At 38.0% G+C, this 24,579-nt stretch carries 17 protein-coding genes; 6 read left to right on the top strand and 11 right to left on the bottom strand.

Going from position 1 to position 24,579, the window contains the following annotated elements; genetic code table 11:
• Positions 1-2: 2 nt before the first annotated feature.
• The 4 genes from ACNR9Q_RS02565 to ACNR9Q_RS02550 all read right to left on the bottom strand — a co-directional run bounded on the left by ACNR9Q_RS02565 (position 3) and on the right by ACNR9Q_RS02550 (position 8,569).
• Entirely contained in the window at positions 3-2,744 is a 2,742-nt protein-coding gene (locus ACNR9Q_RS02565) for a PD-(D/E)XK nuclease family protein (protein WP_419213029.1), read from the bottom strand.
• A gap of 71 nt (positions 2,745-2,815) precedes the next feature.
• Positions 2,816-4,159: an OmpA family protein gene (locus ACNR9Q_RS02560; protein WP_419213028.1), complete on the bottom strand. Its 1,344-nt coding sequence runs from the start codon at positions 4,157-4,159 to the stop codon at positions 2,816-2,818.
• A gap of 113 nt (positions 4,160-4,272) precedes the next feature.
• Positions 4,273-5,466 carry a glycine C-acetyltransferase gene (gene kbl, locus ACNR9Q_RS02555; RefSeq protein WP_419213027.1) on the bottom strand — a complete coding sequence of 398 codons (1,194 nt, stop codon included), beginning with the start codon at positions 5,464-5,466 and terminating at the stop codon, positions 4,273-4,275.
• A gap of 7 nt (positions 5,467-5,473) precedes the next feature.
• Positions 5,474-8,569, bottom strand: coding sequence for a UvrD-helicase domain-containing protein (locus ACNR9Q_RS02550; RefSeq protein ID WP_419213026.1), 3,096 nt, complete (start codon positions 8,567-8,569; stop codon positions 5,474-5,476).
• 119 nt (positions 8,570-8,688) lie between these two features.
• Here ACNR9Q_RS02550 and ACNR9Q_RS02545 point away from each other — a divergent pair, with 119 nt between their 5' ends.
• A complete protein-coding gene (locus ACNR9Q_RS02545; protein WP_419213025.1) occupies positions 8,689-9,297 on the top strand; it encodes a superoxide dismutase in 609 nt (202 codons plus the stop codon).
• A gap of 869 nt (positions 9,298-10,166) precedes the next feature.
• Here ACNR9Q_RS02545 and ACNR9Q_RS02540 read toward each other — a convergent pair.
• The 4 genes from ACNR9Q_RS02540 to ACNR9Q_RS02525 form a co-directional block, all read right to left on the bottom strand.
• A complete protein-coding gene (locus tag ACNR9Q_RS02540) occupies positions 10,167-12,065 on the bottom strand; it encodes an amidophosphoribosyltransferase (protein WP_419213024.1) in 1,899 nt (632 codons plus the stop codon).
• Between the two features lie 45 nt (positions 12,066-12,110).
• The gene (locus tag ACNR9Q_RS02535; RefSeq protein WP_419213022.1) at positions 12,111-13,037 is read right to left on the bottom strand and encodes a PfkB family carbohydrate kinase; all 927 of its coding nucleotides are present in this window, start codon (positions 13,035-13,037) and stop codon (positions 12,111-12,113) included.
• Between the two features lie 114 nt (positions 13,038-13,151).
• Entirely contained in the window at positions 13,152-13,787 is a 636-nt protein-coding gene (locus ACNR9Q_RS02530) for a viroplasmin family protein (protein ID WP_419213021.1), read from the bottom strand.
• Positions 13,787-14,362 carry a phosphoribosylglycinamide formyltransferase gene (locus ACNR9Q_RS02525; protein WP_419213020.1) on the bottom strand — a complete coding sequence of 192 codons (576 nt, stop codon included), beginning with the start codon at positions 14,360-14,362 and terminating at the stop codon, positions 13,787-13,789. The genes ACNR9Q_RS02530 and ACNR9Q_RS02525 overlap by 1 nt, the downstream gene beginning before the upstream one ends.
• 288 nt (positions 14,363-14,650) lie before the next feature.
• Between ACNR9Q_RS02525 and ACNR9Q_RS02520 the strand changes: the two genes are divergently transcribed.
• The 5 genes from ACNR9Q_RS02520 (at position 14,651) to pyk (ending at position 19,013) form a co-directional block, all read left to right on the top strand.
• Entirely contained in the window at positions 14,651-14,884 is a 234-nt protein-coding gene (locus tag ACNR9Q_RS02520; protein ID WP_047247024.1) for an acyl carrier protein, read from the top strand.
• A 109-nt stretch (positions 14,885-14,993) separates the two neighbouring features.
• On the top strand, positions 14,994-16,244 hold the full coding sequence (gene fabF, locus ACNR9Q_RS02515; protein WP_419213019.1) for a beta-ketoacyl-ACP synthase II: 1,251 nt from the start codon (positions 14,994-14,996) through the stop codon (positions 16,242-16,244).
• Positions 16,245-16,253: 9 nt separating this feature from the next.
• Positions 16,254-16,988 carry a ribonuclease III gene (gene rnc, locus ACNR9Q_RS02510; protein WP_419213018.1) on the top strand — a complete coding sequence of 245 codons (735 nt, stop codon included), beginning with the start codon at positions 16,254-16,256 and terminating at the stop codon, positions 16,986-16,988.
• A 115-nt stretch (positions 16,989-17,103) separates the two neighbouring features.
• A complete protein-coding gene (locus ACNR9Q_RS02505; protein WP_419213017.1) occupies positions 17,104-17,568 on the top strand; it encodes an IPExxxVDY family protein in 465 nt (154 codons plus the stop codon).
• 2 nt (positions 17,569-17,570) lie between these two features.
• Positions 17,571-19,013 (top strand): pyruvate kinase, encoded by a 1,443-nt coding sequence (gene pyk, locus ACNR9Q_RS02500; RefSeq protein ID WP_419213016.1) that lies wholly within the window; start codon positions 17,571-17,573, stop codon positions 19,011-19,013.
• Between the two features lie 68 nt (positions 19,014-19,081).
• On the opposite strand, the gene ACNR9Q_RS02495 is transcribed toward pyk, so the two are convergent.
• From ACNR9Q_RS02495 to ACNR9Q_RS02485, 3 genes are all read right to left on the bottom strand, one after another.
• Positions 19,082-19,597: a PAS domain-containing protein gene (locus ACNR9Q_RS02495; RefSeq protein ID WP_419213015.1), complete on the bottom strand. Its 516-nt coding sequence runs from the start codon at positions 19,595-19,597 to the stop codon at positions 19,082-19,084.
• Positions 19,598-19,874: 277 nt separating this feature from the next.
• Entirely contained in the window at positions 19,875-21,329 is a 1,455-nt protein-coding gene (locus ACNR9Q_RS02490; RefSeq protein WP_419213014.1) for a TolC family protein, read from the bottom strand.
• The gene (locus ACNR9Q_RS02485) at positions 21,322-24,564 is read right to left on the bottom strand and encodes an efflux RND transporter permease subunit (RefSeq protein ID WP_419213013.1); all 3,243 of its coding nucleotides are present in this window, start codon (positions 24,562-24,564) and stop codon (positions 21,322-21,324) included. The genes ACNR9Q_RS02490 and ACNR9Q_RS02485 overlap by 8 nt, the downstream gene beginning before the upstream one ends.
• Between the last annotated feature and the right edge of the window lie 15 nt (positions 24,565-24,579).

Genomic DNA, 24,579 nt, shown 5'->3' with positions numbered 1-24,579 from the left:
AGTTACACTTCTTTTTCAATAAAAGGAATCATTGGATTACAGATTTCAGTGATTAACTGACCAAGAATCTGTTCGAATTCTGAAATTACAGCGGTATCAATGTTGTGATTTTTAGAGCCACGGGCAGATTCTTTTTTTGCAAAGAGTAGTGTGCCATCTGTAAAGTTTTTTAGTGATATAATTCCTGCATATATAAAGTTTGAATGTTGTGGATGTGTTTTAAAGAACATAACGGCGTAACAAAGTAATTGAAAGGCTTTGCTGAATTGATAATCATCAGAAAGAAGGTTCCAATCCAAAAGTTCCACATTCCTTTTTTCTACCTTACCTGTTTTATAGTCGATGATGCGGGTTATTCCATCAAATTCATCAATACGATCTAACTTTCCCTTTAGATTGATGGGGAAATCTAATCCAGCTATCTGAAAGGGTACTTCTAAGGATTTCTCCAATGCAATGATTTTTATTTGGTGCTTTTGAAGCGAATCTATCTCAGCAGCAATAAAAGTCTCAATGTACTTCTGTATAACATGTAAAGAGATGTAATTTTTCCCGGTACTGATATTACCATCTTTATAAGTTTTTTCAAAGTTTCGTAGTACCGTTGATGGAATGTTTTTTCGTAGACCATTGAGAAGTTCTATAGACAGATGGGTTCCGATTAAGGGAGTATATAATTCTTCCATGGTATCGTGAACAATGGTGCCAAAAGTGTTCGCCGCCAATGTTTCCTCTACTTCTAATACATCATTAATGTTTAAGAGGTTTTGCTTATAAAAATCTACTGGATTTCTAATATAATTGCTTAGCGAGCTAGGGGAGAAGCCCTTGGCCGCCTTTTCCTGAATTAGAGAGACTAAGCTATCACTCTTGCGAATGGTCTCTTTTTCGCTTGTATAAGAATGTATTTTAGGGGTGGCAATGTATTCGGTAATATCGTTTCTATTTTCATCGGTCAACAATTGCGTAATCAACCTACTTTTTTCACCACCTTCTAAGGCATCGGGTTCGGTATTATATATTATGTATATGTTTTTTGCTCTTTGGAGCAGTCTATAAAAATGATAGGTGTAGATGGCATCTTTTTCCTTATACGTCGGCATTCCGTTCTTTATTTTAAGATCAAAGGGAATAAAGGAATTATTCGATTTACCAGAGGGTAGGATGCCTTCGTTGACCGATGTTATGATAACGGTTTCAAAATCTAATAACCTACTTTCGAGCATACCCATAATTTGAATTCCTTCAACTGGGTCGCCTTCGAAATCTAGGGTTTCAGTGCTAAGTAATTGCTTGAATAAATGTTTAAGACCTTTTAGATTATTGATGTAGGAATGCCTGCTGCACAACTCTTTGAGTTGGTTGAACAGCTTGTGAAACGTATAGAGTTGTTCGAGAACTAAAGAGTCATTTTTAATAGATTCTATAGATCTGAATGCCTCAATAAGGTCTAAGAAATTATCAATAAGTAAATTGGGATCGTTCTTCGAATCTTCAAAAAGCATTCTTGAAGCCTTATGGTCGGTAATCAACTCATGAACCTGTATTAAGTTAACATACAACCAATTTTTCGATTTTATTTTTAGAATAAGATGCTCAGCCGAATTTCCACTTGCATCAAATAGTAGGGCTGAATAAGCGTGGGTTAATAAATGCAATAGATCCTTGTAATACCAGCCTTTTTGAGTTTTGTTCTCATGAAATTCGATAAGATTGGTAAAGAAGCTGGCCAACGTCGTAGTTTGGAGCTTTTGACCCATGGTAATATTGGTTGCTTGAATATTCCCTGGAATTGTATTGAGTAAAGGATTTAGTAATTCTTCATTTCCTAATACGATGGCCGCGTTATTTAAAAAATGCTGATGTTCTTGTTGAAGTTGAAATAGAAGATTACCTACATAATTTACTTGGGCTATATTTTTCGGAACTCCTACGATTTCAATGTTTTTTTTCTTCAAATAATGATGGGCTGTCCCTTTTAAGGCTTTGCCTTTTAAGATAGGCCAAGTATCCTGATAGTTCCGTATAAAATAGCCGGCATCATGTATGGTGTCTTTTAAGAAGTAAGGGTCAATGTCCCAATAAATACTAGATTCAGTAGTCTCAAGAATAGTTTGAATGATTATACTTTCGGCCTTATTCAAGGCATTGAAGCCTAAAAATATATGATTTTTGTTGGCTCTTTTTAAATAGGTTGACAGTTGTTCAACGGATGTTCTATAAATAAGGCCCTGGTGACCTAAGCCTTGTTGAAGAAGTGCTGAATTAAATGCTATGTAAATATCTTTTAAATACCTCCAGAAATGAAGGTAATTTTCGATCATTTCTGTTTTTTCAGCTTTTAAAGACCAATGATTGACTTCTTGAATTGCCGCTACATTTTGATACAAGGACGCGGCATCTACTAAATATCTATCAATTTCATTAAAATCCTGTAGTAATAATTGACCCCATTTTAGGAAGGAGTCGAAAGATTCCTTTTCATAAGCCCCTACTTTTTCATAGGCTTGATAAAGTTCAAATAGTTGGGTCGTTGCGTTTGCGGTGACTAAGCCAGAAATGTTCTCTATAAATTCTTCGATACTGAATATTTCGGGAGCAACAATAGTTTCGGGAAGGTAGCTGGAAAGTATTTTTTTTAAAAATAGCCCTGCTCTTTTACTCGGTAAAATAAATATAACACTATTGGTGTTCTTTTGCTTACGTAATACATCTCGAATAACATCTTCAATGAAGCTTTGCATATTGTAAAAATAAAAAAGCTCCACATTATGTGGAGCTTTTATTTATTAAAACACTTAAGGTTTGGTTAAACTTATTTTACTAAGTTAATTTCTACCCTTCTGTTTTGAGCTCTACCAGCTCTTGTATTATTAGTAGCTATTGGTTTAGATTCACCGTAACCTACAGCTGATAATCTAAATTCTTCGATTCCTTTATCAACCAAGAATTCTTTTACAGAAAGTGCTCTTGACTCAGAAAGACTTTGGTTCAATTTCTCACTACCTACACTGTCAGTATGACCTTCAACGGTAAACTTAGAGTTTGGATATTCTTTAAGAATAGTGATAATGTCAACCATTACAGATGTTGATTCAGCTTTTATTGAAGATTTACCAGTATCGAATAAGATAGTTCTAGCATAATCGTTCAATTGCTTTTGAACTTCTTCAGTTACTTCAGGACAACCAGAGTTAGCTACTGTACCAGCAACTTCAGGACAAACATCATCTTTGTCTAACACACCGTCTCCGTCAGAATCTGGCCAAGGACATCCTTTATTTTCAGCAGGACCTGCTTCATTAGGACACTCATCGTCTTTATCGGCAACACCATCGCTATCAGCATCAGGACAACCAGCTAAGGCAGGAAGACCAGCTTCGTTAGGACAAGCATCGTCCTTATCGGCCACACCGTCACCGTCAGCATCAGGACAACCGTTCATTTCTTTAGATCCAGCTTCGTTAGGGCAGCTATCTTTGCTGTCTTCTATACCGTCACCGTCAGAATCTGGGCAACCGTTGAAAGCTTCAAGACCTGCAACTTCTGGACAAGCATCATCTTTGTCATAAACACCATCACCATCAGTATCAGTACCACCGAATTTAACAGAGATACCAGCTAAGTGTTGGAAATGTGTTACACCATAATCTTCAAAAGCATGCTTATAATTAGACTGTAATGTAAGCCCTAAATTTTCAGAGAACCAGATGTTAAATCCAATACCACCGTTAGCAGTACCTGCTCCAATTTCATCTACCCAAGTGTAACCACCACCTATTTCAATAAATGGATCGATAACAGTCGTTCTTTTGATGAAGTTATATTTTATAGTACCATCTATAGCGTAGTGCGAAAGATCGTCAACACTAGTGTCACCTAATTTACTGATTTTGTTAAGAGAACCTCTAGCACCTACAGAGAAGCCGTCTCCTATGTACTTAGATACCCCTACGTAAGAAATAGAAGGTAAAATGTTCCAGTGATCGTTTGCATTGAAGAATTCATTGCCAAAAGAACTTACATCACTAGTAGGATATACGTCAATAGCATTAACCCCGAACTGTACTTGCCAAGGATTATTCTCGTCTTGCGCTTGTATGCTGTTGATTCCTACAACAAGTAGTGCAACAACCAATAATTTGCTAAGATGTTTCATGTTCAAATTTTTAAGTTTAAGTGTTTATTAGCTGCAAATGTAACTTGTTAAATATTATTAACAAAATCAATTTCCTATTTTTTTTAACGCATTTAATAGATTAAAAACCACATTTAAACGATTTTAAGGGCTTTGCCAACTTGGGTAAAAGCTTCTATAGCAGCATCTATATGTTCCTTTGTATGGGCGGCAGAAAGTTGCACACGTATACGGGCCTTACCTTTTGGAACAACTGGATAAAAGAAACCGATAACGTAAATACCGCGTTCTAGCAATTTGTTGGCCATCTCCTGTGATAATTTGGCATCATAGAGCATTACAGGGACTATGGCCGAATCACCATCTACTATATCGAAACCTGCCTTCGTAATCTCTTTTTTAAAATAAGCTGTATTCTCTTGAAGTTTATCACGGAGTGAGGTGTCTTTTTCAAGCATTTCAAAAACCTTGATGGACGCACCGACAATTGCGGGCGCCAAAGAGTTGGAAAACAAGTAAGGTCTTGAACGTTGTCTTAAAATGGATATGATTTCCTTCTTACCGGTAGTATAACCACCCATGGCACCGCCAAGGGCCTTGCCCAAGGTGCCTGTTATGATATCGACCCTGCCCATTACTCCTTTTTCCTCTAAAGTGCCTTTACCCTTTTCGCCAATGAACCCTGTTGCATGGCATTCATCAATCATTACTAGGGCATCATATTTATCGGCGAGATCACAAATTTTATCTAAAGGAGCCACGATACCGTCCATTGAAAATACACCATCGGTTACGATTATTTTAAAACGGGCGCCCTCTTTATTGGCTTGTTGCAATTGAGCTTCCAAATCCTGCATGTCACTGTTCGCGTATCGGTAGCGTTTCGCTTTACATAAGCGCACGCCATCAATTATGGAGGCATGGTTCAACGAATCGGATATGATTGCATCATCTGCTCCTAGCAAAGGTTCGAAAACGCCACCGTTGGCATCAAAAGCAGCGGCATATAATATGGTATCCTCTGTTCCGTAGAAATGCGCTATCTTTTTTTCCAGTTCTTTATGAATGTCCTGTGTACCACAAATGAATCGTACAGATGACATACCAAAACCATGGGTGTCCATTGCATCTTTTGCAGCTTGTATGACGTCGGGGTGCGAAGAAAGTCCTAGGTAATTATTGGCGCAGAAATTAATAACTTCCTGTCCCGTGTTAATCTTAATTACTGCATCTTGAGGTGTTATGATAATACGCTCTTCTTTATAGAGACCATCATTTTTTATTTCCTCGATTTCCTTTTGTAGATGTTCCTTGATTTTTCCGTACATAGTGGGTTTAAATATATTCTATTTGTATTTCGGTATTAATATACACAATCATTTTTTGATCTATAACATATCCCATTGCCGAGAAACTTTCCGCATACGTATTCAGCTGTTGATGGTATTTGGCATTTCGGTCGCCGGTCTTGTAATCGATGATGGTAACGTGATCAGTGGTAATGACTACCCTATCTGGCCGTTGAACGCTGCCGTCTGCCATGAGCAGATCTCTTTCATTGAGTACCTCTATATCGCCCTGATAAAATTGATTCAATTCGGGATGAAAAATAACATTCCGTATTATTTCTTCCATGCTTTTAACTTCTTTCTCTTTTATCAATCCTTTTTGCAGTGCCGTTCGTATAGCGCGATTCAAATCTGAGGTTTTATGGATTGAAGCTAAAATAGTATGAATAACATTACCTTGATCAATAGCAACGTCAAGCCCTTCATTCCATAAAACGCCTGTTCTTGCAACAATCTTAAAATCTGGTCTATTTTTAGTGGTGTATATATAAGGTATATCAAGTTGATCGGGACTTTTACTTTGCTTAATTTCTGAAGAGTTAAATTCACCAAAGTCGTATTCAAACTTATCCTGTTCCCATAAGGCCGACTCCTTTAAAAAGTGAATGAACAAGCCTGAATAATATTTTGGATTATGGTTCCCTTTTCTGTCAATCGAATTGGAGCTAATAATGAAGAGTCCGTAAACGGCCCTGGTCAGTACTACATATAGAAGGTTAAATGCATCTAACTGCAATTTCTGATGATCGATTGTGTATAAGTGGGATGCGATTTCCCCATATTCCTGTACCTCCTGTTTTTTGTTGATCAGTAGTTCTTTGAACCCGAGAAAATCATCTTGATCTACAGGCAGCCATAACTTTGGATCGATTTCCTCGAATATATTGCTGTTCGCATAGGGGAATATGACAATCGGAAACTCAAGACCTTTTGATTTATGAATGGTCATGAGTTGCACAGAATCTATGTTCTCTGGGGTACTAATACTGGTTTTATTGCCTTTTTTATACCAATAGTCAAGAAACGATTGCAGGTCTGAGCCCTGCTTTTGCTCAATATCAAAGACCATATCCATAAATGCCGCTAGGTGTGCATCTGAAGTTGGTGCCAGGTCAAATAATTTGATGGCGTATTCTATTCCGTCAAAAACTGACGCCTGTCTCATTTTAGAACAATCAAACGAATACGCTTTTAATAAGTGAATTTCAAGGCGTCCTAAGTTTTCGGCAATGTAAGCATGTTTGTCTTTTTGTTCTTCGGATAGAAATTTGAGTATTTCATATTGAATTTCCAATTCGTTAGGTTGTAACATGAATCGAATCAATTGCACTAAGAAAGTGGTTTTTTGATTACCGGATAGCAATAGGGAGTCTGAAGATATGACTGGTATTTGATGTTGCATCAAATAATCTGCAAGTAACAGGCCATGCTTCTTTTTTCTAATAATTATGCAGATATCACTATACCGGTATCCTTTTAACAGGCATTCTTGAATGAGGTTCAAAGTTTTTAAGGCATATGCATCATCATTTTCCTCTGGTAATAAAGAAAGTTTTACAAATCCACCTTCTTTTTGGTTTACCTCTTGTTGGTTTCCAAGTTTGAAAAATTCTTGATACAGGCTGTTTTCTAAAAACGGACTAATACTTTGAAAAAAGTGATTATTGAAGGCGATGATTTCTGCATAACTTCTATAGTTCTTGGGAAGCGTTACCAGATAAGACGGCACCGTAAACGGATGTTTTTGATGTGTCGCCAGTTCAAGGAATTGTTCTGCCTTACCGCCGCGCCATCTGTAAATGGCCTGTTTGGGGTCTCCGACCAAAAAAAGCGAACCCGTATTGCCATACTCATCTTCCCCTTCCATCGCATTGCCGATTAAGGGAATTAAATTTTCCCATTGCATTTGAGAGGTGTCCTGAAATTCATCTATGAAATAATAGTTGTATTTTTCCCCAAGCCGCTCATAAATAAACGGTGCGGGTTGGTCTTTGATTTCATTGGCAATTAAGCTGTTGAATTCTGAAATGGACAACTGATCCTTTTCTTCCTGAATAATTTTCAATTCCTTCTGAATGGCGTTCAGAAGAGCAAAAGGAACTATGTTTAGATTAATATTTGAAAATAGGCCCTTCTTATAAATTAGCTCTTTAATATTTTGATAGGAATGAAGTAATTGTGCCGCAAGTTCCAAAGAGGGTAGTTGCATACCCGCCTTTAATATCTTTCCTTCAATTAGGTTAGCTTCTAATTGATTATTGTAAAGTTGGGAAGGGTTGAAACTACCCTCAATTATTTTTTTGAAATGGTTGGGTAAGGTTTCTCTAGGAAAATCTTTTGCATCAAGGCCTTGTTGCAAGATGGCTTCCAATGCCCTTTTTGCAGTTTCTTTGACTTGTTGTTCTATATGTTTTATCTTACGCTTAAGGTGGGATTGTAGTTTTAGAAAATCTCCGATCTCTTTGTTTTTAAGGCTTTTGAGATGTGGTGTATTGTTCTCGTCGAAAACAAGTTTTCCGATGTTCAAAAGGTCGAAAGAAATATCCCAACTTCTATCGTCCTCAATTTTTTCCAAAGCGAAGTCCAAAAGTACTTTCGTAAATTCTGGATCTTGCCCAGCTTTGTCTATTACACGTTCTACGGCTTCTTGTAAAAGTAGGTCTACGTCTAAAACAACCTCAAAGTTTTGTGGAATTTTCAGGTCTTTGGCAAATGTGCGTATTAACCTATGGGTAAACTTGTCAATGGTAGAAATATCAAAAAAGGCGTAATTATGAAGTATCTGTTTTAACCTTAATTTGCTTAAAGCCGTAAGCTCTTCAAAAGTGTAGGTGGTTTCATTTAAGATATCAAGAAATAGGGGAGCTGCTTCATCTAAAGATGTTGTACTTGAAAATTCATGTAAACTATTCAAGATCCGATGTTTCATCTCGTTAACCGCTTTATTGGTAAACGTAATGGCCAAAATTTTCTTGAAGTTTTGCGGCGAAGCTAGAACAATTTTCAGATATACTTTTGCCAAGGCGTAGGTCTTGCCCGATCCGGCGGATGCATTATAGATGGTAAAAGTAGTATGAGACACTTGTTTTTACTGCAAATTAAGGATTCTTGCCTAGTTCTTAACAAATAATTAGGGGAATATAAATGTTAAAATACGTAGCTTTGAGAGACAATTAATATTAACATAAAAACAGATACATTATGGCTTTTGAATTACCAAAATTGCCTTACGCTTATGATGCTCTTGAGCCTCATATTGACGCAAAGACAATGGAAATACATCATACGAAACATCATAACGGATATACTACGAAGTTAAATGATGCGATAAAAGGAACTGAACTTGAAGGAAAATCAATCGAGGATATTTTAACCGGTCTGGATATGACGAATTCTGCCGTTAGAAATAATGGTGGCGGTTTTTATAATCACTCTTTATTTTGGACAATCTTATCTCCTAATGGTGGTGGTAAGCCAAGCGGAGAACTAGCAGAGGCTATTGATAGTGCCTTTGGTTCTTTTGACGGGTTTAAAGAAAAGTTCACCACTGCTGCCGGTACAAGATTCGGTTCAGGTTGGGCTTGGTTATGCGTGCATAAAGGGGGTAAGGTAGAAGTTTGTTCTACACCTAACCAAGATAATTCACTAATGCCGGGAGTTGGTTGTGGTGGATACCCAATTTTAGGATTGGACGTTTGGGAACATGCATATTATCTTAATTATCAGAATAAGAGACCTGAATATATTGATGCGTTTTTCAATATTATAAACTGGGAAGAGGTTTCAAAACTTTATGCTAAGAATAAATAGCATTTTGTAAGTTTAGCGCTTGCTAAAACATGATAAAAGAACCACTTAAGAAATTTTCTTGGGTGGTTCTTTTAGTTCTATAAATAGAAAAGGGCGGAGAAATCTCCACCCTTTTCGTCCCAAATCTTACCATAAACTTAACCTACTTATGCTATGGCGATACTAAATTACTGGTATTGAATAAATAAAAAAAGAAATTTTAAGAAAATTAATTTCTTTTCCTCACCGTTATCTTAAATCGAGGGACTGTTGTTTTGTGCTATAGCAATCTTGAAAAAGCTGATCTAGGATAAAATAAAAGACGGGGCATTGCCCCGTCTTTTCCCCAAATCTTACCATGAACTTAACCTACTTATGCTATGGTCCTTCAAATATATGGGTAGTTTGAGTACTAAGAGTAAGCATCCGTTAAACTTCCTGATCTTTAGTTGAATGACCGTTTTATGTGATTTAAATTGATGAAGAGTTTTCTAGGGGGAAACCTCGTGGGTATAAAATAAAAAGACGGAGCATCGCCCCGTCTTTTCCCCAAATCTTACCATGAACTTAACCTACTTATGCTATGGTCCTTCAAAGGTAAGTACGGAATGTTTTGTAAAAAAGGATATTGGTTGAACTCCTTCTAATTAGGTCAAACGGTATGATTTGGTTGAAATAGAGTTGAAAGCAGAAATTGGGTGATTTTATTAAATAAAAAAGGCGGAGAGTTCTCCACCTTTTTTGCCCCAAATCTTACCATGAACTTAACCTACTTATGCTATGGTAAGTTTAAATGTAAAGCGCAGTGTTCCAATCATACTATTCTATCGACGAAATGCACCATTTGCCGATGAAATACACAATTATCATGCATTTCATCGAAGAAATGGTTAATAGGCTCGTTGATTATTTCCTTCGTAAAAATTGATAAAAGCTCGATTGACAACTCGGTTTCCACCTGGGGTCGGGTAGTTGCCGGTGAAGTACCAATCGCCCAAATTTTTAGGGCAGGCTTCATGTAAACTTGAAATGGTTTGATAGATAATAAATACTTCCGCATTTATTCCTTCCGGACTTAAAAGCGCTCCGATTTTTTTTGAAATTTGTTTTGCGGTAAATGGCGCATAGAAATCTTTCACATAATTGATTACATCCTTGTCTTTCGTTTGTACTTGGGTCAAGCACTTTTTATAGATGTCCTCTACGATATCCATGGTGTTCTGTTCTTCATGTAAGGCCAAAGCCGCTTTAAAAGCAATAAAGTCCTCTAATTTGGCCATGTCGATACCATAACAGTCAGGATACCTAATTTGCGGTGCAGAAGAAACCACAATAATTTTTTTCGGGGATAAGCGATCTAATATTTTAAGAATGCTTTTTTTAAGAGTAGTCCCCCTAACAATACTATCATCTATAATTACGAGGTTATCTCCTTTCTTTACCGAACCGTAAGAGATGTCATAAACATGGGCGACAAGGTCGTCTCTACTACTGTCTTGCGTAATAAAGGTTCTTAGTTTGGCATCTTTTATGGCTACTTTTTCTATACGCGGTCTAACTTCTAGAATTTCATGCAGTTGCTCCCCGGTAATGTTCGGGCCTAAAGACAATATTTGTTCTTCCTTTTTCTTGTTCAGATAATTTTGAGCTTCTTTTACCATTCCATAAAAGGAGGTTTCAGCCGTATTGGGTATATAGGAGAATACGGTATTCTTTATATCCTCATCTATGGCTTCTAGAATTTGAGGAAAAACTAGTTTGCCCAATGCCTTTCGTTCCTGATATATTTCTTTATCACTACCTCTAGAAAAATAGATCCGTTCAAAAGAACAGGCCTTACGTTCTTTAGGCTCTTGAATTTGTTTAACGGCACTTGTACCGTTCTTTTTTATTATAATGGCGCAACCAGGATCTAGTTCCTTTACCTCCTCGTAAGGAACGTTGAATACGGTTTGAATGGCTGGCCTTTCTGACGCCACCACCACCACTTCATCATCCTTATAATAGTAGGCCGGTCTAATTCCGCTTGGATCGCGTAGCACAAAAGCATCCCCATGGCCCAGTAAGCCTGCCATGGCGTAACCACCATCAAAATTTTTAGCGGCCCTTCTTAAGATTTTAGCAATATTCAAACGCTCAGCAATCAAAGGGGATGCCTGTTGCTTGGTGTAACCTTCCTTCTTTATTTGCTTGTAGAGCTTAGCAACGGCATCATCTAAAAAATGGCCTATTTTTTCCATTACCGTTACGGTATCCGCCATCTCTTTCGGGTGTTGTCCCAATTGCACAAGATTGTCGAACAGTTCATGAACGTTGGTCATGTTAAAGTTACCTGCCACGATTAGGTTACGGTGCATCCAGTTATTTTGTCTTAAAAATGGATGTACACTTTCTATACTGTTCTTGCCAAAAGTTCCATAGCGTACATGACCTAAGAGTAGTTCGCCTATGTAAGGAATGTTCCTTTTCTGTAAGGCGACATTGTGCTCATATTCTGGGTTCTCCTTTAACTCTGTATTGATGCGGTCATTTATCTGGGCGAAAATATCCTGTATGGGTTGCTGCTTACATGACCGAACACGGCTCATATAACGTTCCCCTGCTTTTACGTCTAATTTAATGCTGGCAAAACCGGCACCGTCCTGTCCGCGATTGTGCTGTTTCTCCATCATCAAATACATTTTATTTACACCATAAAATGCTGTTCCATACTTTTCTTTATAATACTCCAGGGGCTTTAATAGGCGTATTACTGAAATACCACATTCATGCTTAATAGCGTCACTCATTACTTTTTGGTATTAAAAAAACCCCAAAATTTTGGGGCTAGGGGTTTATTGTAATTCAATATCAAATTGGGTCAATTTTTTAAATTGATGTAAACGATCTTTAATCTCTTTATGTTCCAAACTGAGCATTCTTTCGGTTCCGAATTTCTCAACACTGAAAGATGCCAAGTTAGACCCATGTATTACGGCCTTCTTCATATTGTTGAACGAGCTATCATCGCTAGCTGCTAAATATCCGGCAAAACCTCCGGCAAAAGTATCACCTGCACCTGTTGGGTCAAACACCTCTTCAAGCGGTAGCGCCGGCGCAAAGAAAATCTGCTCCTTATGAAATAACAAGGCACCGTGTTCACCTTTTTTTATGACCACATATTTAGGGCCCATTCCATAAATTTTTTGTGCCGCTTTCACCAAAGAATATTCTTGGGTCAGTTGCCGCGCTTCTTCGTCATTGATGGTCAAAACATCGATATGTTTAATAACTTCCTGCAACTCATCCCAAGTGTTGTCCATCCAAAAGTTCATGGTATCCAAAATGATACGTCTTGGTCGTTTTTTCAATTGGTTAATTACACTCAATTGGATGGATGGATGGAGATTACCCAACATAACTACCTCAGCATCTTTAAAATCATCTGGCACCACAGGATTAAAATTGGCCAATACATTTAAATCTGTTATCAATGTCTCCCTCGAGTTAAGATCATTTTGGTATTTGCCTTTCCAAAAGAAGGTCTTACCTCCTTTGACAATTTCCAAGGCAGAGATATCAATATTCCTATCCGTTAAGAGGTCTAAATACTCTTGGGGAAAATCTTCCCCTACCACGGAGACGATAGCTGAATCTACATCGAACTGAGAAGCCGCTAACCCAATAAAAGTAGCTGCGCCGCCTAAGATTTTATCCGTTTTGCCAAAAGGAGTCTCGATGGCATCAAAAGCGACCGTACCTACAATTAAAAGTTTGCCCATATTTCGGTAAAAAATTAAGCTGCAAATATACGATTTTGAAGTGCGAATTAAAATGGATTAGTGAATACTCGTTGTAATAGTTATTAAAAGAATGTTGATGAAAAAGTTTGAAAATTACTTGCGCCCAAAATCTGCAGGAATCTCACCCCAAGCTTTGGTTTCCCATTTAACGATCGGGGTGTTGTACTGATTTTTTTTCAACCATTCAACCGCCCGATTGATCAGGTTGAAGAGGTTTTTGTTCTGGGCAGACTCCGCGAGCTTTGTATTGCAATTACGTTTTCGCACCCAACTAATGGCGGTTCTCGAATCTGTGTAGATAATTCGGTCGCTATTTCGTTCCTTAAGATAGGCCAAGCCATGAACAATCGCCAGAAATTCCCCGATGTTGTTGGTGCCTTGAGGAAAAGGCCCTTGCCTAAACAATTTCTTACCCGTTTTGGTGTCTACCCCTTGGTATTCCATAATGCCAGGGTTGCCGCTTGATGCTGCATCAACAGAAATCGAGTGGTAATTGGGTTGTCCGATTTTTAATAATTCTTCTTTTGAAAGGGAAGACTTTTCTTTTTTTTGACCTTTATAATCTGAATAATTGCCGTTATAGGCTTTCTTGGCTATTTCAAAGGATTCAAATGATTTATATTCAGCTCCTCCATAACCTGTGATCGCTGCTTTGCAATCCTTCCAAGAATCATAAATACCAGGACGCTTTCCTTTCCAGACAACATAGAATTTCGTCTTTTTCGCCATTAATTGTTGAATAGTAAATCATCAATTACTCTAGGAAATAGATCATACTCCAGTTGATGTACTTTTGAAGCTATGGCTTCTGCGCTATCTTTTGCATCAATAGTAGTCTTGGCCTGTTTTATAATGGCACCTTCATCATAATTAGCGTTGACATAATGTATCGTAATACCGGTTTGTTGATCTTTATTTTGCTTCACCGCATTGTGAACATGCATGCCAAACATGCCCTTGCCCCCGTATTTGGGTAATAGCGCAGGATGAATATTGATAATTTTATTAGGAAAAGCATCTGTAATGGTTTCAGGAATTTTCCAAAGAAACCCTGCTAAAACAATGAGGTCTGGATTTAACGATTTTAACATGTTCAAAATAAAATCACTTTTTGAAAATGCATGGCGGTTAAAATAAAGCGCATTAATATTCAATCTATTACACCGCTCTAAGACTTTCGCATCGCTTTTGTTCGATAGAACGCATGATATAGTAACATCGTTACGTAGTTTAAAATAGTTGGCAATGTTCTCAACATTAGATCCAGAACCTGAGGCAAATAAAATAATTTGTTTGGTTTTCAAAACAAGTGTTGTTTAAAAGAAGGTGATCGACGAATTAAAATTGGTAGAAAAAAGCGAATCAAAATCAAAGCGGCACATAAAAAACAATTTGTGATTTTTAGTTCTATGAACACTCTTATTTTTAATACCCTTTTTTAAACGTTACCAAAACGAAATATTAATATGGTAAAATTACTGCACTTGTGTTTAATTTTATTAAATTACCATACATTTTACCGACAATTAGTGTAATTAAACCAAAGTTTTTTATTTTTGCCAACAATTTAAATTTTTAAAACAAATATTATTATGTCAGACATTGCATCAAGAGTTAAAGCTATCATCGTTGATAAATTGGGAGTTGATGAAAACGAAGTGGTATCAGAAGCTAGCTTTACGAACGATTTAGGGGCAGATTCATTGGACACAGTAGAGTTGATAATGGAATTCGAAAAAGAATTCGACATTCAGATTCCAGATGATCAAGCCGAAAATATCGCAACCGTGGGTCAAGCCATCAGCTATATAGAAGAAGCGAAGTAAATTCATGTTTTCTTAAATAGAATCCAAATTATCCATGTGGTAAAATGCTCCGCATGGATAATTTTTTTTAATTTACGCTTGGTTTATATTTAAACTAAAAAAAAGTTCAATGCAGTTAAAGCGAGTTGTAGTTACAGGATTGGGAGCACTTACCCCAATAGGAAATAATATTGAGGAATATTGGGATGCACTAGTAAGCGGAAAAAGTGGTTCAGCACCAATAACCTATTACGATACAGAAAAGTTCAAAGTAAAATTCGCATGTGAGTTAAAGAATTACAATACAGAAGATTATTTTGATAGAAAAGAAGGCCGTAAGTTGGACCGATTTGCGCAATATGCGTTGATTTCTTCTGACGAAGCCATTCTTGATTCCAAATTGGATTTGGATAAAATTGATAAATTTCGTGTTGGGGTTATATGGGGCGCAGGAATAGGGGGTCTTGAAACTTTTCAAAATGAGGTAATGAATTTTGCGAATGGAGATGGTACGCCAAGGTTTAATCCATTCTTTATACCAAAGATGATTGCAGATATTGCGCCGGGGAATATTTCTATAAAACATGGTTTTATGGGGCCTAACTATACTACGGTTTCTGCCTGTGCGTCATCGGCCAATGCTATGATCGATGCCTTGAACTATATACGTTTAGGTCATTGCGATGTTATTGTGACCGGTGGTAGTGAAGCAGCCGTAACCATTGCAGGTATGGGTGGTTTTGGCGCCATGCACGCATTGTCCACTAGAAATGAAAGTCCGGAGTCAGCTTCAAGACCCTTCGACGCAACCCGAGATGGCTTCGTTTTGGGAGAAGGTGCAGGGGCTTTGATATTAGAGGAATACGAACATGCCAAGGCACGAGGGGCAAAAATCTATGCAGAGGTTGCCGGTGGTGGAATGTCAAGTGATGCCTATCATATGACAGCCCCGCATCCAGATGGTATCGGTGTAGTCAGGGTTATGGAAAATTGTCTTAGGGATGCCGGTTTATCCATTGAAGATGTTGATGCTATTAATACGCATGGTACATCTACGCCGTTGGGAGATGTTGCTGAACTAAAAGCTATCACCCAAGTTTTCGGGGAACATGCAAAAAGCATAAATATTAATTCTACCAAGTCCATGACCGGACATTTATTAGGGGCGGCTGGAGCAATTGAAGCCATTGCCTCGATTTTAGCCATGGAACATGGTATGGTACCACCGACCATTAATCATACCACTGTTGATGAAAGTATAGACCCTAGTTTAAACCTTACACTTAATAAGGCACAAAAACGAGATGTAAAGGTGGCCATGAGTAATACCTTTGGTTTTGGGGGGCATAACGCTTGCGTAGTTTTTAAAAAAATAGATTAATTTCTTTTTATGGCCTTTCCCACAAACTTATTTAATTCCCATCCTAAAGAGGATGGGGATTTTTTTTTGGGAATAACGAAGATTTTAGGATTTAAACCAAAAAACCTGTCCTTTTATAAGAAAGCTTTCCTTCATCGATCAATGAATAAAAAGGACGATCAAGGCAATGCCATGAATTATGAGCGGTTGGAGTTTCTAGGAGATTCTATGCTGGGTACCATTATTTCAAAACACTTATACAATGAAGTACCCGAAGGTGATGAGGGATATCTTACCAAAATGCGATCTAAAATAGTTAGTAGAGACCATCTAAACGAACTTGGAAAAGATTTGGGTTTAATCGATTATGTAGAAAGTAGAATCCCTAAATCCCATTTTGGACAGAACATACATGGGAACGTATTCGAAGCCCTGGTCGGGGCAATTTATTTGGATCGAGGTTATGATTATTGTGAAAAGTTCATTCAAAAAAGGGTGATCGAACCCTATGTCGATATTGAGCAGTTAGAGGGCAGGGTCATCAGCTACAAGAGTTTGGTAATTGAATGGTGCCAAAAGCAGAAAAAGACCTTCGACTATAATGTCTATGAAGATACAGGTAATGATGCATTGAAACATTTTGCAGTTAAGCTATCTATTGGAGGTAATGTAGTGGCCAAGGCTCGGGCGACCTCAAAGAAGAAAGCAGAGGAAAGAGCTTCCAAAAGGGCCTTTTTCGCACTTCAGGATAAAATGGAGCATTAATCATCAGGTAAAATTACGAAACACTAACGTTTTAATAACTTTTTAAGTATTTATATCAATTTGTGAAACTAGGCTTTGTAGCTTATAAGTTCTATATTTACCCTTTTCTTGGCGTATGGCATCCATCTATAAAATAAATGATGATTTTTATGACGAATCTTTTATTTTGATAGCTTTGCATACTACATTAGAAGATTATGCTTTGGTCTATGGTTTGAATCAGGGTATGAAGGCAAGGTTTATTAGAGCTAAAAGCAATTTTACTCTTGCTGAAAACAAATCGTTTCCAATTTTTGAATGGGATGATGTATTTCATGATAGGTATTGGGTTCTAGTTGCTAACCAGAGTAGTGAGAAAGAACTTATATCGAATAATGACTTGTTCCAAAACGAAACAACTTATATAACACCAAGGTTGGTTCCTGAATATAAGGATGTTGATTATCTATTAAAGATTGAAACCGAAAAAGACATCGAAGCAGATATGCTAATTAAGAATATACTTATGATGCCGAAAATTATGGCGGCCTATGAAATAAGTACTGATAAACTAAAATCAAAGAACAATTTAATATTTTAAAAATGCCAACTGTAAAAAAGACAAAAATTGTAGCAACATTAGGGCCTGCAACAAGTAAGGAAGAGGTGCTTAGAGACATGATTAAGGCGGGCGTAGATGTCTTTAGAATAAATTTTTCCCATGCCGATTATGAGGATGTTAAAGAGCGTGTGAAAATGATACGTGAATTAAGTGATGAATTGGACATTAATACGTCTATTTTAGCAGATTTACAAGGTCCGAAATTACGTGTTGGAGTTATGGCTGGGGATGTGGTTGTAAGCCCAGGAGACGAGATTACATTTGTGACCGGTAAGCCTTTTGAAGGTAGTGCTGAACGCGTGTATATGAACTATCAAGAATTTCCTAGGGACGTAAAAGCCGGTGAGCGTATTCTTTTGGATGATGGTAAATTAATGTTCGAGGTGGTTACCACCAATGGAGAAGATGAGGTAAAGGCCAAAGTGATACAAGGGGGTCCTTTAAAATCAAAAAAAGGAGTTAATTTACCCAATACTAATATTTCGCTTCCCGCACTGACTAAAAAGGATATTAAGGATGCAGAATTCGCCATTTCTTTAGAAGTGGATTGGATTGCACTTTCCTTTGTTCGTTTTAGCCAAGATTTGATCGATCTTCAGAATATTATCAGCAAGCATTCCAAGCATAAGATTCCGATTATCGCTAAAATTGAAAAACCGGAAGCGGTAGAGAATATCGATAAGATTGTCGCTTATTGTGATGGACTCATGGTAGCTCGTGGAGATTTGGGTGTTGAAGTTCCAGCTCATGAAGTTCCTTTAATTCAAAAACAATTAGTGTTACGGGCCAAAAAGGCAAGAATTCCCGTGATTATCGCAACACAAATGATGGAAACCATGATTACGAGCCTTACCCCGACCAGGGCAGAGGTAAATGATGTTGCCAACTCTGTAATGGACGGTGCCGATGCCGTTATGTTATCGGGAGAGACTTCTGTTGGTAATTACCCAGTGCAGGTCATAGAAAAAATGGCCAGTATTCTTGAAAGTGTTGAAGGTTCCGATTTAATTCATGTGCCTCATGACCCACCGCATATTCGCACCAAAAGATTTATAACCAAATCCGTTTGTTACCATGCCGCCTTAATGGCGAACGAAATTAAGGCAAAAGCAATTTCGACGTTAACGAATAGCGGATATACTGCATTCCAAATTTCTGCTTGGAGGCCGAGTGCTCATATTCTTGTTTTTACATCAAATAAAAGAATCCTCACCCAATTGAACCTACTTTGGGGAGTCAAGGCCTTTTATTATGACCGAGATGTTTCTACAGACGATACTATTGATGATGTTAACCGTATGGCCTTTAAAAAAGGCTACTTAGAAGTTGGGGATATGTTAATCAGCCTTGCAGCAATGCCTATTAAGGAAAAAGGGATGGTAAATACATTACGTGTCACCGAAATTGAGTCTGGAGATATGTAGAAAAATTGTAGTTATATACATAAAAGGGCCGCACATGTGCGGCCCTTTTATGTATATGTATTTTACCTTTAAGCTACCTCTTTCTCAAAGGCAATAAAGTTAACTACATTTCCTTTTTTATTATATACGGGTTGCCCTTCGATCCAACAGTTATAGGTCGAACCATCTTTTCTATAATTGATTACCGTTGTTTCAAAAGGTCTATTTTCTTTGACGGCATCAGAAATTATTTTTAACGACGCTTTTGAAGTTTTGATTCCCTGAAACATCTTAGGTTTTTGACCAATAATCTCTTCTGGCCGATACTGGTTCATATCCCAAATATTATGGGAGGCAAAGACAATGGTTAAGTTCGGATCTGTTACAACAATTACATTTTTGTCAGCCTTAAGTTTTTCATCCAATAAATTGGTACTTAATTTCCAAGCATTGGTTGATGCTAAGGCCAATAATACATTCATGTCTTCAGCGGATTTTTTCATGGCATCAAAATTTTGAGCATAAAAATCCCAAGATACAATAGGTAAAAGTGGATAATTTAAACTTTTTCTAAACTTTATTACAGCATCGTCGTAATCTTTCATTCATTTAAATTTAAAGCTATCAGATAAATTCTATTTCTCATAAAGATTAACTTTAAAGGTATAAAATACTTGAAATTAATAAAACTATTGAGCAGTGATTAACAAAAGTGTTTAAGTGAACACTGATTTTTGTTCGTGTGAGTAATGAGAACTGTAAACAAAAAATTATGAGGAGTATGCCGAGATAATGATTGCATTGAATTAAAATTAAAAACCCCAATTGGTTTTTTTCCAAAAGGGGTTTTAACATAAGTAAAGGTATAAAATGTACTATTGATTAATTATTCCAGCCACCACCTAGAGCTTGATAAACATTGACTCTAGCCATCAGTTGGTCTTTTTTGGTTTCTACCAACTCTATTCTAGATTGAAGTGCCTCTCTTTGTGTAAACAATACTTCGATATATTCTATTCTTGCAGATTGGAACAATTGAGTGGACAAATCAATGGATTCGGTCAAAGCTTTTACTTGATTTTCTTTTAGCTCATAACTCTTTTTCAAATTTTCCATTTTCGAGAGTAGATTTACGACCTCTATGTAGCCTTTAAGGATTGACTTTTCAAACTCATAAACGGCCTGTACTTGTTTTGCGTTTGCCGTGTTATATTGTGCTTTTATGGCATTTCTGTTGATTAAAGGTCCGACAATTTCACCAACGGCTTTGTACATTAATGATTCTGGCGTAGAAGTCAAATACTTTGGATTGAATGCCTGAAGACCGATACCGGCTTTTAAACCAAGCGAAGGGTAGAAGTTTGCTCTTGCTACCTTAATGTTCAACTTGGCAGCTTGCAATTCATATTCAGCCTGACGAATATCAGGTCTGTTTCGCAATAGCTGTGAAGGGATCCCTGCGTAAATGGTATCCATCTGTGTTTGAATGAAATCTTCAGAATTTCGATCTATATGCTGTGGTTGTCGACCAATCAGGAAATTAATCTTATTCTCCATTTCGATAATCTCTTGCTGCACTTCGAACTTGTGGCTTTGATTTTTTAAGACCTCTGCTTCAAATCTTCGAACGGCAAGCTCTGTTGCACGGGCAGCCTGTTTTTGTATTCTGATCATCTTAAGGGCATTGCTCTGTAATTCAAGGTTTTGCTCGATGAAAGCCAGTTGATTGTCCAAGGCAAGAAGTTCATAATAAGAATCTGAAATTTCGGCAATTAACCGGGTCACCATAAAGTTCTTTCCTTCAATTGAGGAAAGGTATTCAAGTACGGCCGCCTTTTTAGAATTACGTAACTTTTTCCAGATATCAAGCTCCCAAGAGGCAAAAATTCCGGCAGAATAGTCTGCTAAGGGTTCTGGGAATTCTTCCCCGTCCTTAATGTCAAGATTCTTCTCTACGGCACCATTCCTGGTATATTCGCCTACTTTTTCAACCTCTGCACTTGCGCCATAACCTAGAAAAGGTAGATATTCCCCTTTTCTGGCTTTTACCTCATTCTTGGCTACATCGATTTGTTGCAGCATAATGTTCAATTCCTGATTGTTTACCAGAGCGGTGTCGATCAGTTTCACTAGGTTGGGATCATGGAAGAAATCCCTCCACTTTAAGGTTCCGCTATTTATGGTATCGGTTGATTGTCGCGAATAGTTCTCGGGAAGATTTTTGTTTTCCTGTTTCAAGTCCTTTGTAGGTCCGCAGGAATAGAATAAACCCACGTTAATAAGAAGCACCAAAAGTAGTTTTCCATGCTTCGCCATGAATTTTATAGTCTTAATCATTTTTATCTCTTTTGGTTAATTTTTTCAATACTTTCCTAAGTTGTCTAAGTGTCTCCCTAGTTTTACTTTCTCCTTCGCTGATTCTCATGAATTCCTCTGAAACAGGTTCATTGGACTCACCTTTTATCAGACTACGTCCATCTGCCATTTTAGCGAAAATATAATAAAGACCAGGAATAATTAAGACCCCAAATAAGGTACCCATAAGCATACCTCCCATTGCAGAACCACCTATAGTCCTGTTTCCTATGGCTCCTGCACCATGTGCGATAACTAAGGGAATAAGACCCGCAATGAACGCGAACGATGTCATTAGAATAGGCCTAAACCTAACTTTGGCACCTTCAATGGCCGATTCTAGAATCGTACTTCCTTGCCGTCTTTTTTGTACGGCAAATTCTACGATAAGCACGGCGTTTTTACCTAATAGGCCCACAAGCATTATGAGTCCGATTTGTGCATAAACGTCGTTCGCCAGTCCCATACCTTTTAGCATTATAAAGGAGCCTAAAACCCCCACGGGTAAGGAGAGAATAATGGCGAATGGCAATAAAAAACTTTCGTACTGGGCTGCAAGTACAAAGTATACGAAAATCAATACCACTAAAAAGATGTACAACGATTCGTTTCCTCTTCTTGCTTCATCGTAGGATAGGCCTTCCCAAGCTACGTCATAGCCTCTGGGCAATGTTTTTTCAGCAACTTCATTGATGGCGTTAATGGCATCCCCACTAGTGAAACCTGAAGCGGGAAGCCCTCTAATTGCTGCGGAATTATAAAGGTTATAACGGGTAATCTCGTTTGGACCCAAACGCTTTTCCATCGTCATGAATGCAGAGTAGGGAACCATCTCACCTTCTTCGTTCTTTACGAACAATTTCTCGAGATCTGTTGGTAAGGCCCTATATTCTGGAGCGGCTTGGGTGTAGACCTTAAAGAACCTCCCAAAACGTATGAACCCCTGCTCATAGGTACTACCGATAAGAATGTTCAGGTTTTCCATCGCTTTATCAATAGTTACGCCTTTCTGCATGGCAATCTTATTGTTGATCTTAAGTTCGTATTGCGGATAATTTGCAGAATAAAATGTAAACAGACCGGTAAGTTCTTCGCGTTTGGAGAGCTCTTCCATAAAGTTGTTGTTGATTTTCTCGAACTCGTGGTAGTCCGTACCATTCGTTTTGTCCAATAAACGCATAGAGAAACCACCGGACGAACCAAAACCGGGAACTGCAGGTGGCTCAAAATATTCGATGACCGCACCCAAGTTCTTCGTCTCTTCTTCCAACTCCTCCATGATTTCATGAACAGAATGATGACGTTCTGACCAGGGTTTGAGGTTAATCAAACACGTACCTGCATTAGATCCCCTACCTTCTGTCATGATTTCATAACCAGCCAAGGAAGATACTGATTCCACACCTTCGGTTTCCTCGCAAATTTGTTGCAATTTTCGAGCTACGTCATTAGTACGCTCCAATGTGGATCCTGGAGGGGTTTGAATAATGGCATAGATCATACCTTGATCTTCATTGGGTATAAATCCTGCGGGTAATACCTCATTCGTGAAGAATATGCCTACACAGAAAGCGCCTAAAATTCCGAAGGTCAATAACCTTCTCGCGACAATACGGTTCAATATATTACCGTAGTGTCCAGTAAGTCTTTCAAAACCTCTGTTGAACCAATCAATGAATTTATCTATCGGGGATTTCTTTTTGGCCTTACCATGATTGTTTTTAAGGATCATCGCACAAAGCACAGGGGTCAAGGTCAACGCCACAATGGCCGAAAGAATTATAGATCCTGCCATCGTAATTGAAAACTGCCGATAGAACACCCCAACTGGCCCGGTCATGAAAGCGATAGGGATAAATACAGAAACCATTACCAAGGTAATTGCAATGATTGCACCTCCTATTTCATTGACCACAAGTTTTACGGCATCATAAGGTCCCAAATGTGTTTCTTCCATTTTTGCATGTACAGCTTCAACCACTACGATAGCATCATCGACCACAATACCGATAGCCAATACCAAGGCGAAAAGCGTTATCAAGTTTATAGAAAGTCCGAAAAGCTGCATGATAAAAAATGCCCCTATCAAAGAAACGGGTACAGCAATAATGGGAATTAAGGTTGATCTCCAATCCCCTAAGAATAAGAATACTACTATGGCAACGAGGATAAATGCATCTCTAAGTGTGTGCATTACCTGCTCTATAGATGCATTCAAAAAGTTGGAGACATCATAACTGATCTTATACTCCAAACCCGTAGGCAAATCTGCCTCAAGCTCCTTTAATTTATCTTTAACCTCCTTTATTACCTCACTTGCATTACTCCCAAACGTTTGTTTCAATACTATTGAAGCCGAGGGTTTACCATCTAGATTAGAATAAATGTCAAAAAATTCACTCCCTAATTCAACATCGGCTAAGTCACCTAATTTCAATATTTCACCTTCCTCGTTTGCCTTTATGATGATTTCCTCATATTGTTCTGGTTCATCGAACCTATCTTGATACATCAAAACATATTCTAACGATTGTGATGTTTTACCTGAGCTCTGTCCAATCCTACCTGGCCTAGCCAAGATACTTTGCTCCTCCATGGCCTTTAATACTTCTTCTGCAGAAACATTATAGGCACGCATACGGTCAGGTTTTAGCCAGACTCTCATGGCGAACTTACGGCTACCTAATATTTGCGCACTAGCTATACCGTTGATGCGTTGAATTTCGGGAATCATTTTCGTGTATGCATAATTGTAGAGAAACAATTCATGATCATCTTTATTATTGCTATAAAGGTTCACATACATTAGCATACTTGGTTGTACGGGCGTAATGATAACACCTTCTCGCTGAACCAGTTCGGGCAACAGGGGCATTACCTGATCGACCCTGGTCTTTACCCTTACCACTGCTTGATTAGGGTCTGTACCAGGCTCAAAAATAATACGCAAGGTTCCCTCACCGGCACTAGTTGCATCAGAGGCTATATATCTCATTCCTTGTACGCCGTTGATAGCCGTTTCTAAAGGGATTAGTGTTGATTTCACCAATACATCTGCGCTTGAACCTGGGTATGCAATGAAAATGTTCACCGTGGTCGGTGCAATTTCCGGAAATTGTGAAATGGGCAATTGCTTAATGGAAAGCAGGCCCACAAAAACTATTATTACCGATATGACTATGGCCAAAACCGGTCTCTTAATAAACTTACTGAACATATCTTTTTTGTATTA

It is taken from the genome of Maribacter sp. X9 (assembly GCF_048537565.1).
Taxonomy (GTDB): Bacteria; Bacteroidota; Bacteroidia; order Flavobacteriales; family Flavobacteriaceae; genus Maribacter.
Note: the sequence above shows the minus strand (reverse complement) of the source record. Positions and strands in the feature narration are given on the sequence as shown.

Excerpts from the sequence above, each read along its gene's own strand:
- fabF (WP_419213019.1), top strand. The coding sequence starts at position 14,994 with ATGCAGTTAAAGCGAGTTGTAGTTACAGGATTGGGAGCACTTACCCCA.
- ACNR9Q_RS02520 (WP_047247024.1), top strand. The coding sequence starts at position 14,651 with ATGTCAGACATTGCATCAAGAGTTAAAGCTATCATCGTTGATAAATTG.
- ACNR9Q_RS02560 (WP_419213028.1), bottom strand. The coding sequence starts at position 4,159 with ATGAAACATCTTAGCAAATTATTGGTTGTTGCACTACTTGTTGTAGGA.
- ACNR9Q_RS02535 (WP_419213022.1), bottom strand. The coding sequence starts at position 13,037 with ATGGGCAAACTTTTAATTGTAGGTACGGTCGCTTTTGATGCCATCGAG.
- ACNR9Q_RS02505 (WP_419213017.1), top strand. The coding sequence starts at position 17,104 with ATGGCATCCATCTATAAAATAAATGATGATTTTTATGACGAATCTTTT.
- ACNR9Q_RS02545 (WP_419213025.1), top strand. The coding sequence starts at position 8,689 with ATGGCTTTTGAATTACCAAAATTGCCTTACGCTTATGATGCTCTTGAG.
- kbl (WP_419213027.1), bottom strand. The coding sequence starts at position 5,466 with ATGTACGGAAAAATCAAGGAACATCTACAAAAGGAAATCGAGGAAATA.
- ACNR9Q_RS02490 (WP_419213014.1), bottom strand. The coding sequence starts at position 21,329 with ATGATTAAGACTATAAAATTCATGGCGAAGCATGGAAAACTACTTTTG.
- ACNR9Q_RS02540 (WP_419213024.1), bottom strand. The coding sequence starts at position 12,065 with ATGAGTGACGCTATTAAGCATGAATGTGGTATTTCAGTAATACGCCTA.
- ACNR9Q_RS02495 (WP_419213015.1), bottom strand. The coding sequence starts at position 19,597 with ATGAAAGATTACGACGATGCTGTAATAAAGTTTAGAAAAAGTTTAAAT.
- ACNR9Q_RS02530 (WP_419213021.1), bottom strand. The coding sequence starts at position 13,787 with ATGGCGAAAAAGACGAAATTCTATGTTGTCTGGAAAGGAAAGCGTCCT.
- ACNR9Q_RS02565 (WP_419213029.1), bottom strand. The coding sequence starts at position 2,744 with ATGCAAAGCTTCATTGAAGATGTTATTCGAGATGTATTACGTAAGCAA.
- rnc (WP_419213018.1), top strand. The coding sequence starts at position 16,254 with ATGGCCTTTCCCACAAACTTATTTAATTCCCATCCTAAAGAGGATGGG.
- ACNR9Q_RS02485 (WP_419213013.1), bottom strand. The coding sequence starts at position 24,564 with ATGTTCAGTAAGTTTATTAAGAGACCGGTTTTGGCCATAGTCATATCG.
- pyk (WP_419213016.1), top strand. The coding sequence starts at position 17,571 with ATGCCAACTGTAAAAAAGACAAAAATTGTAGCAACATTAGGGCCTGCA.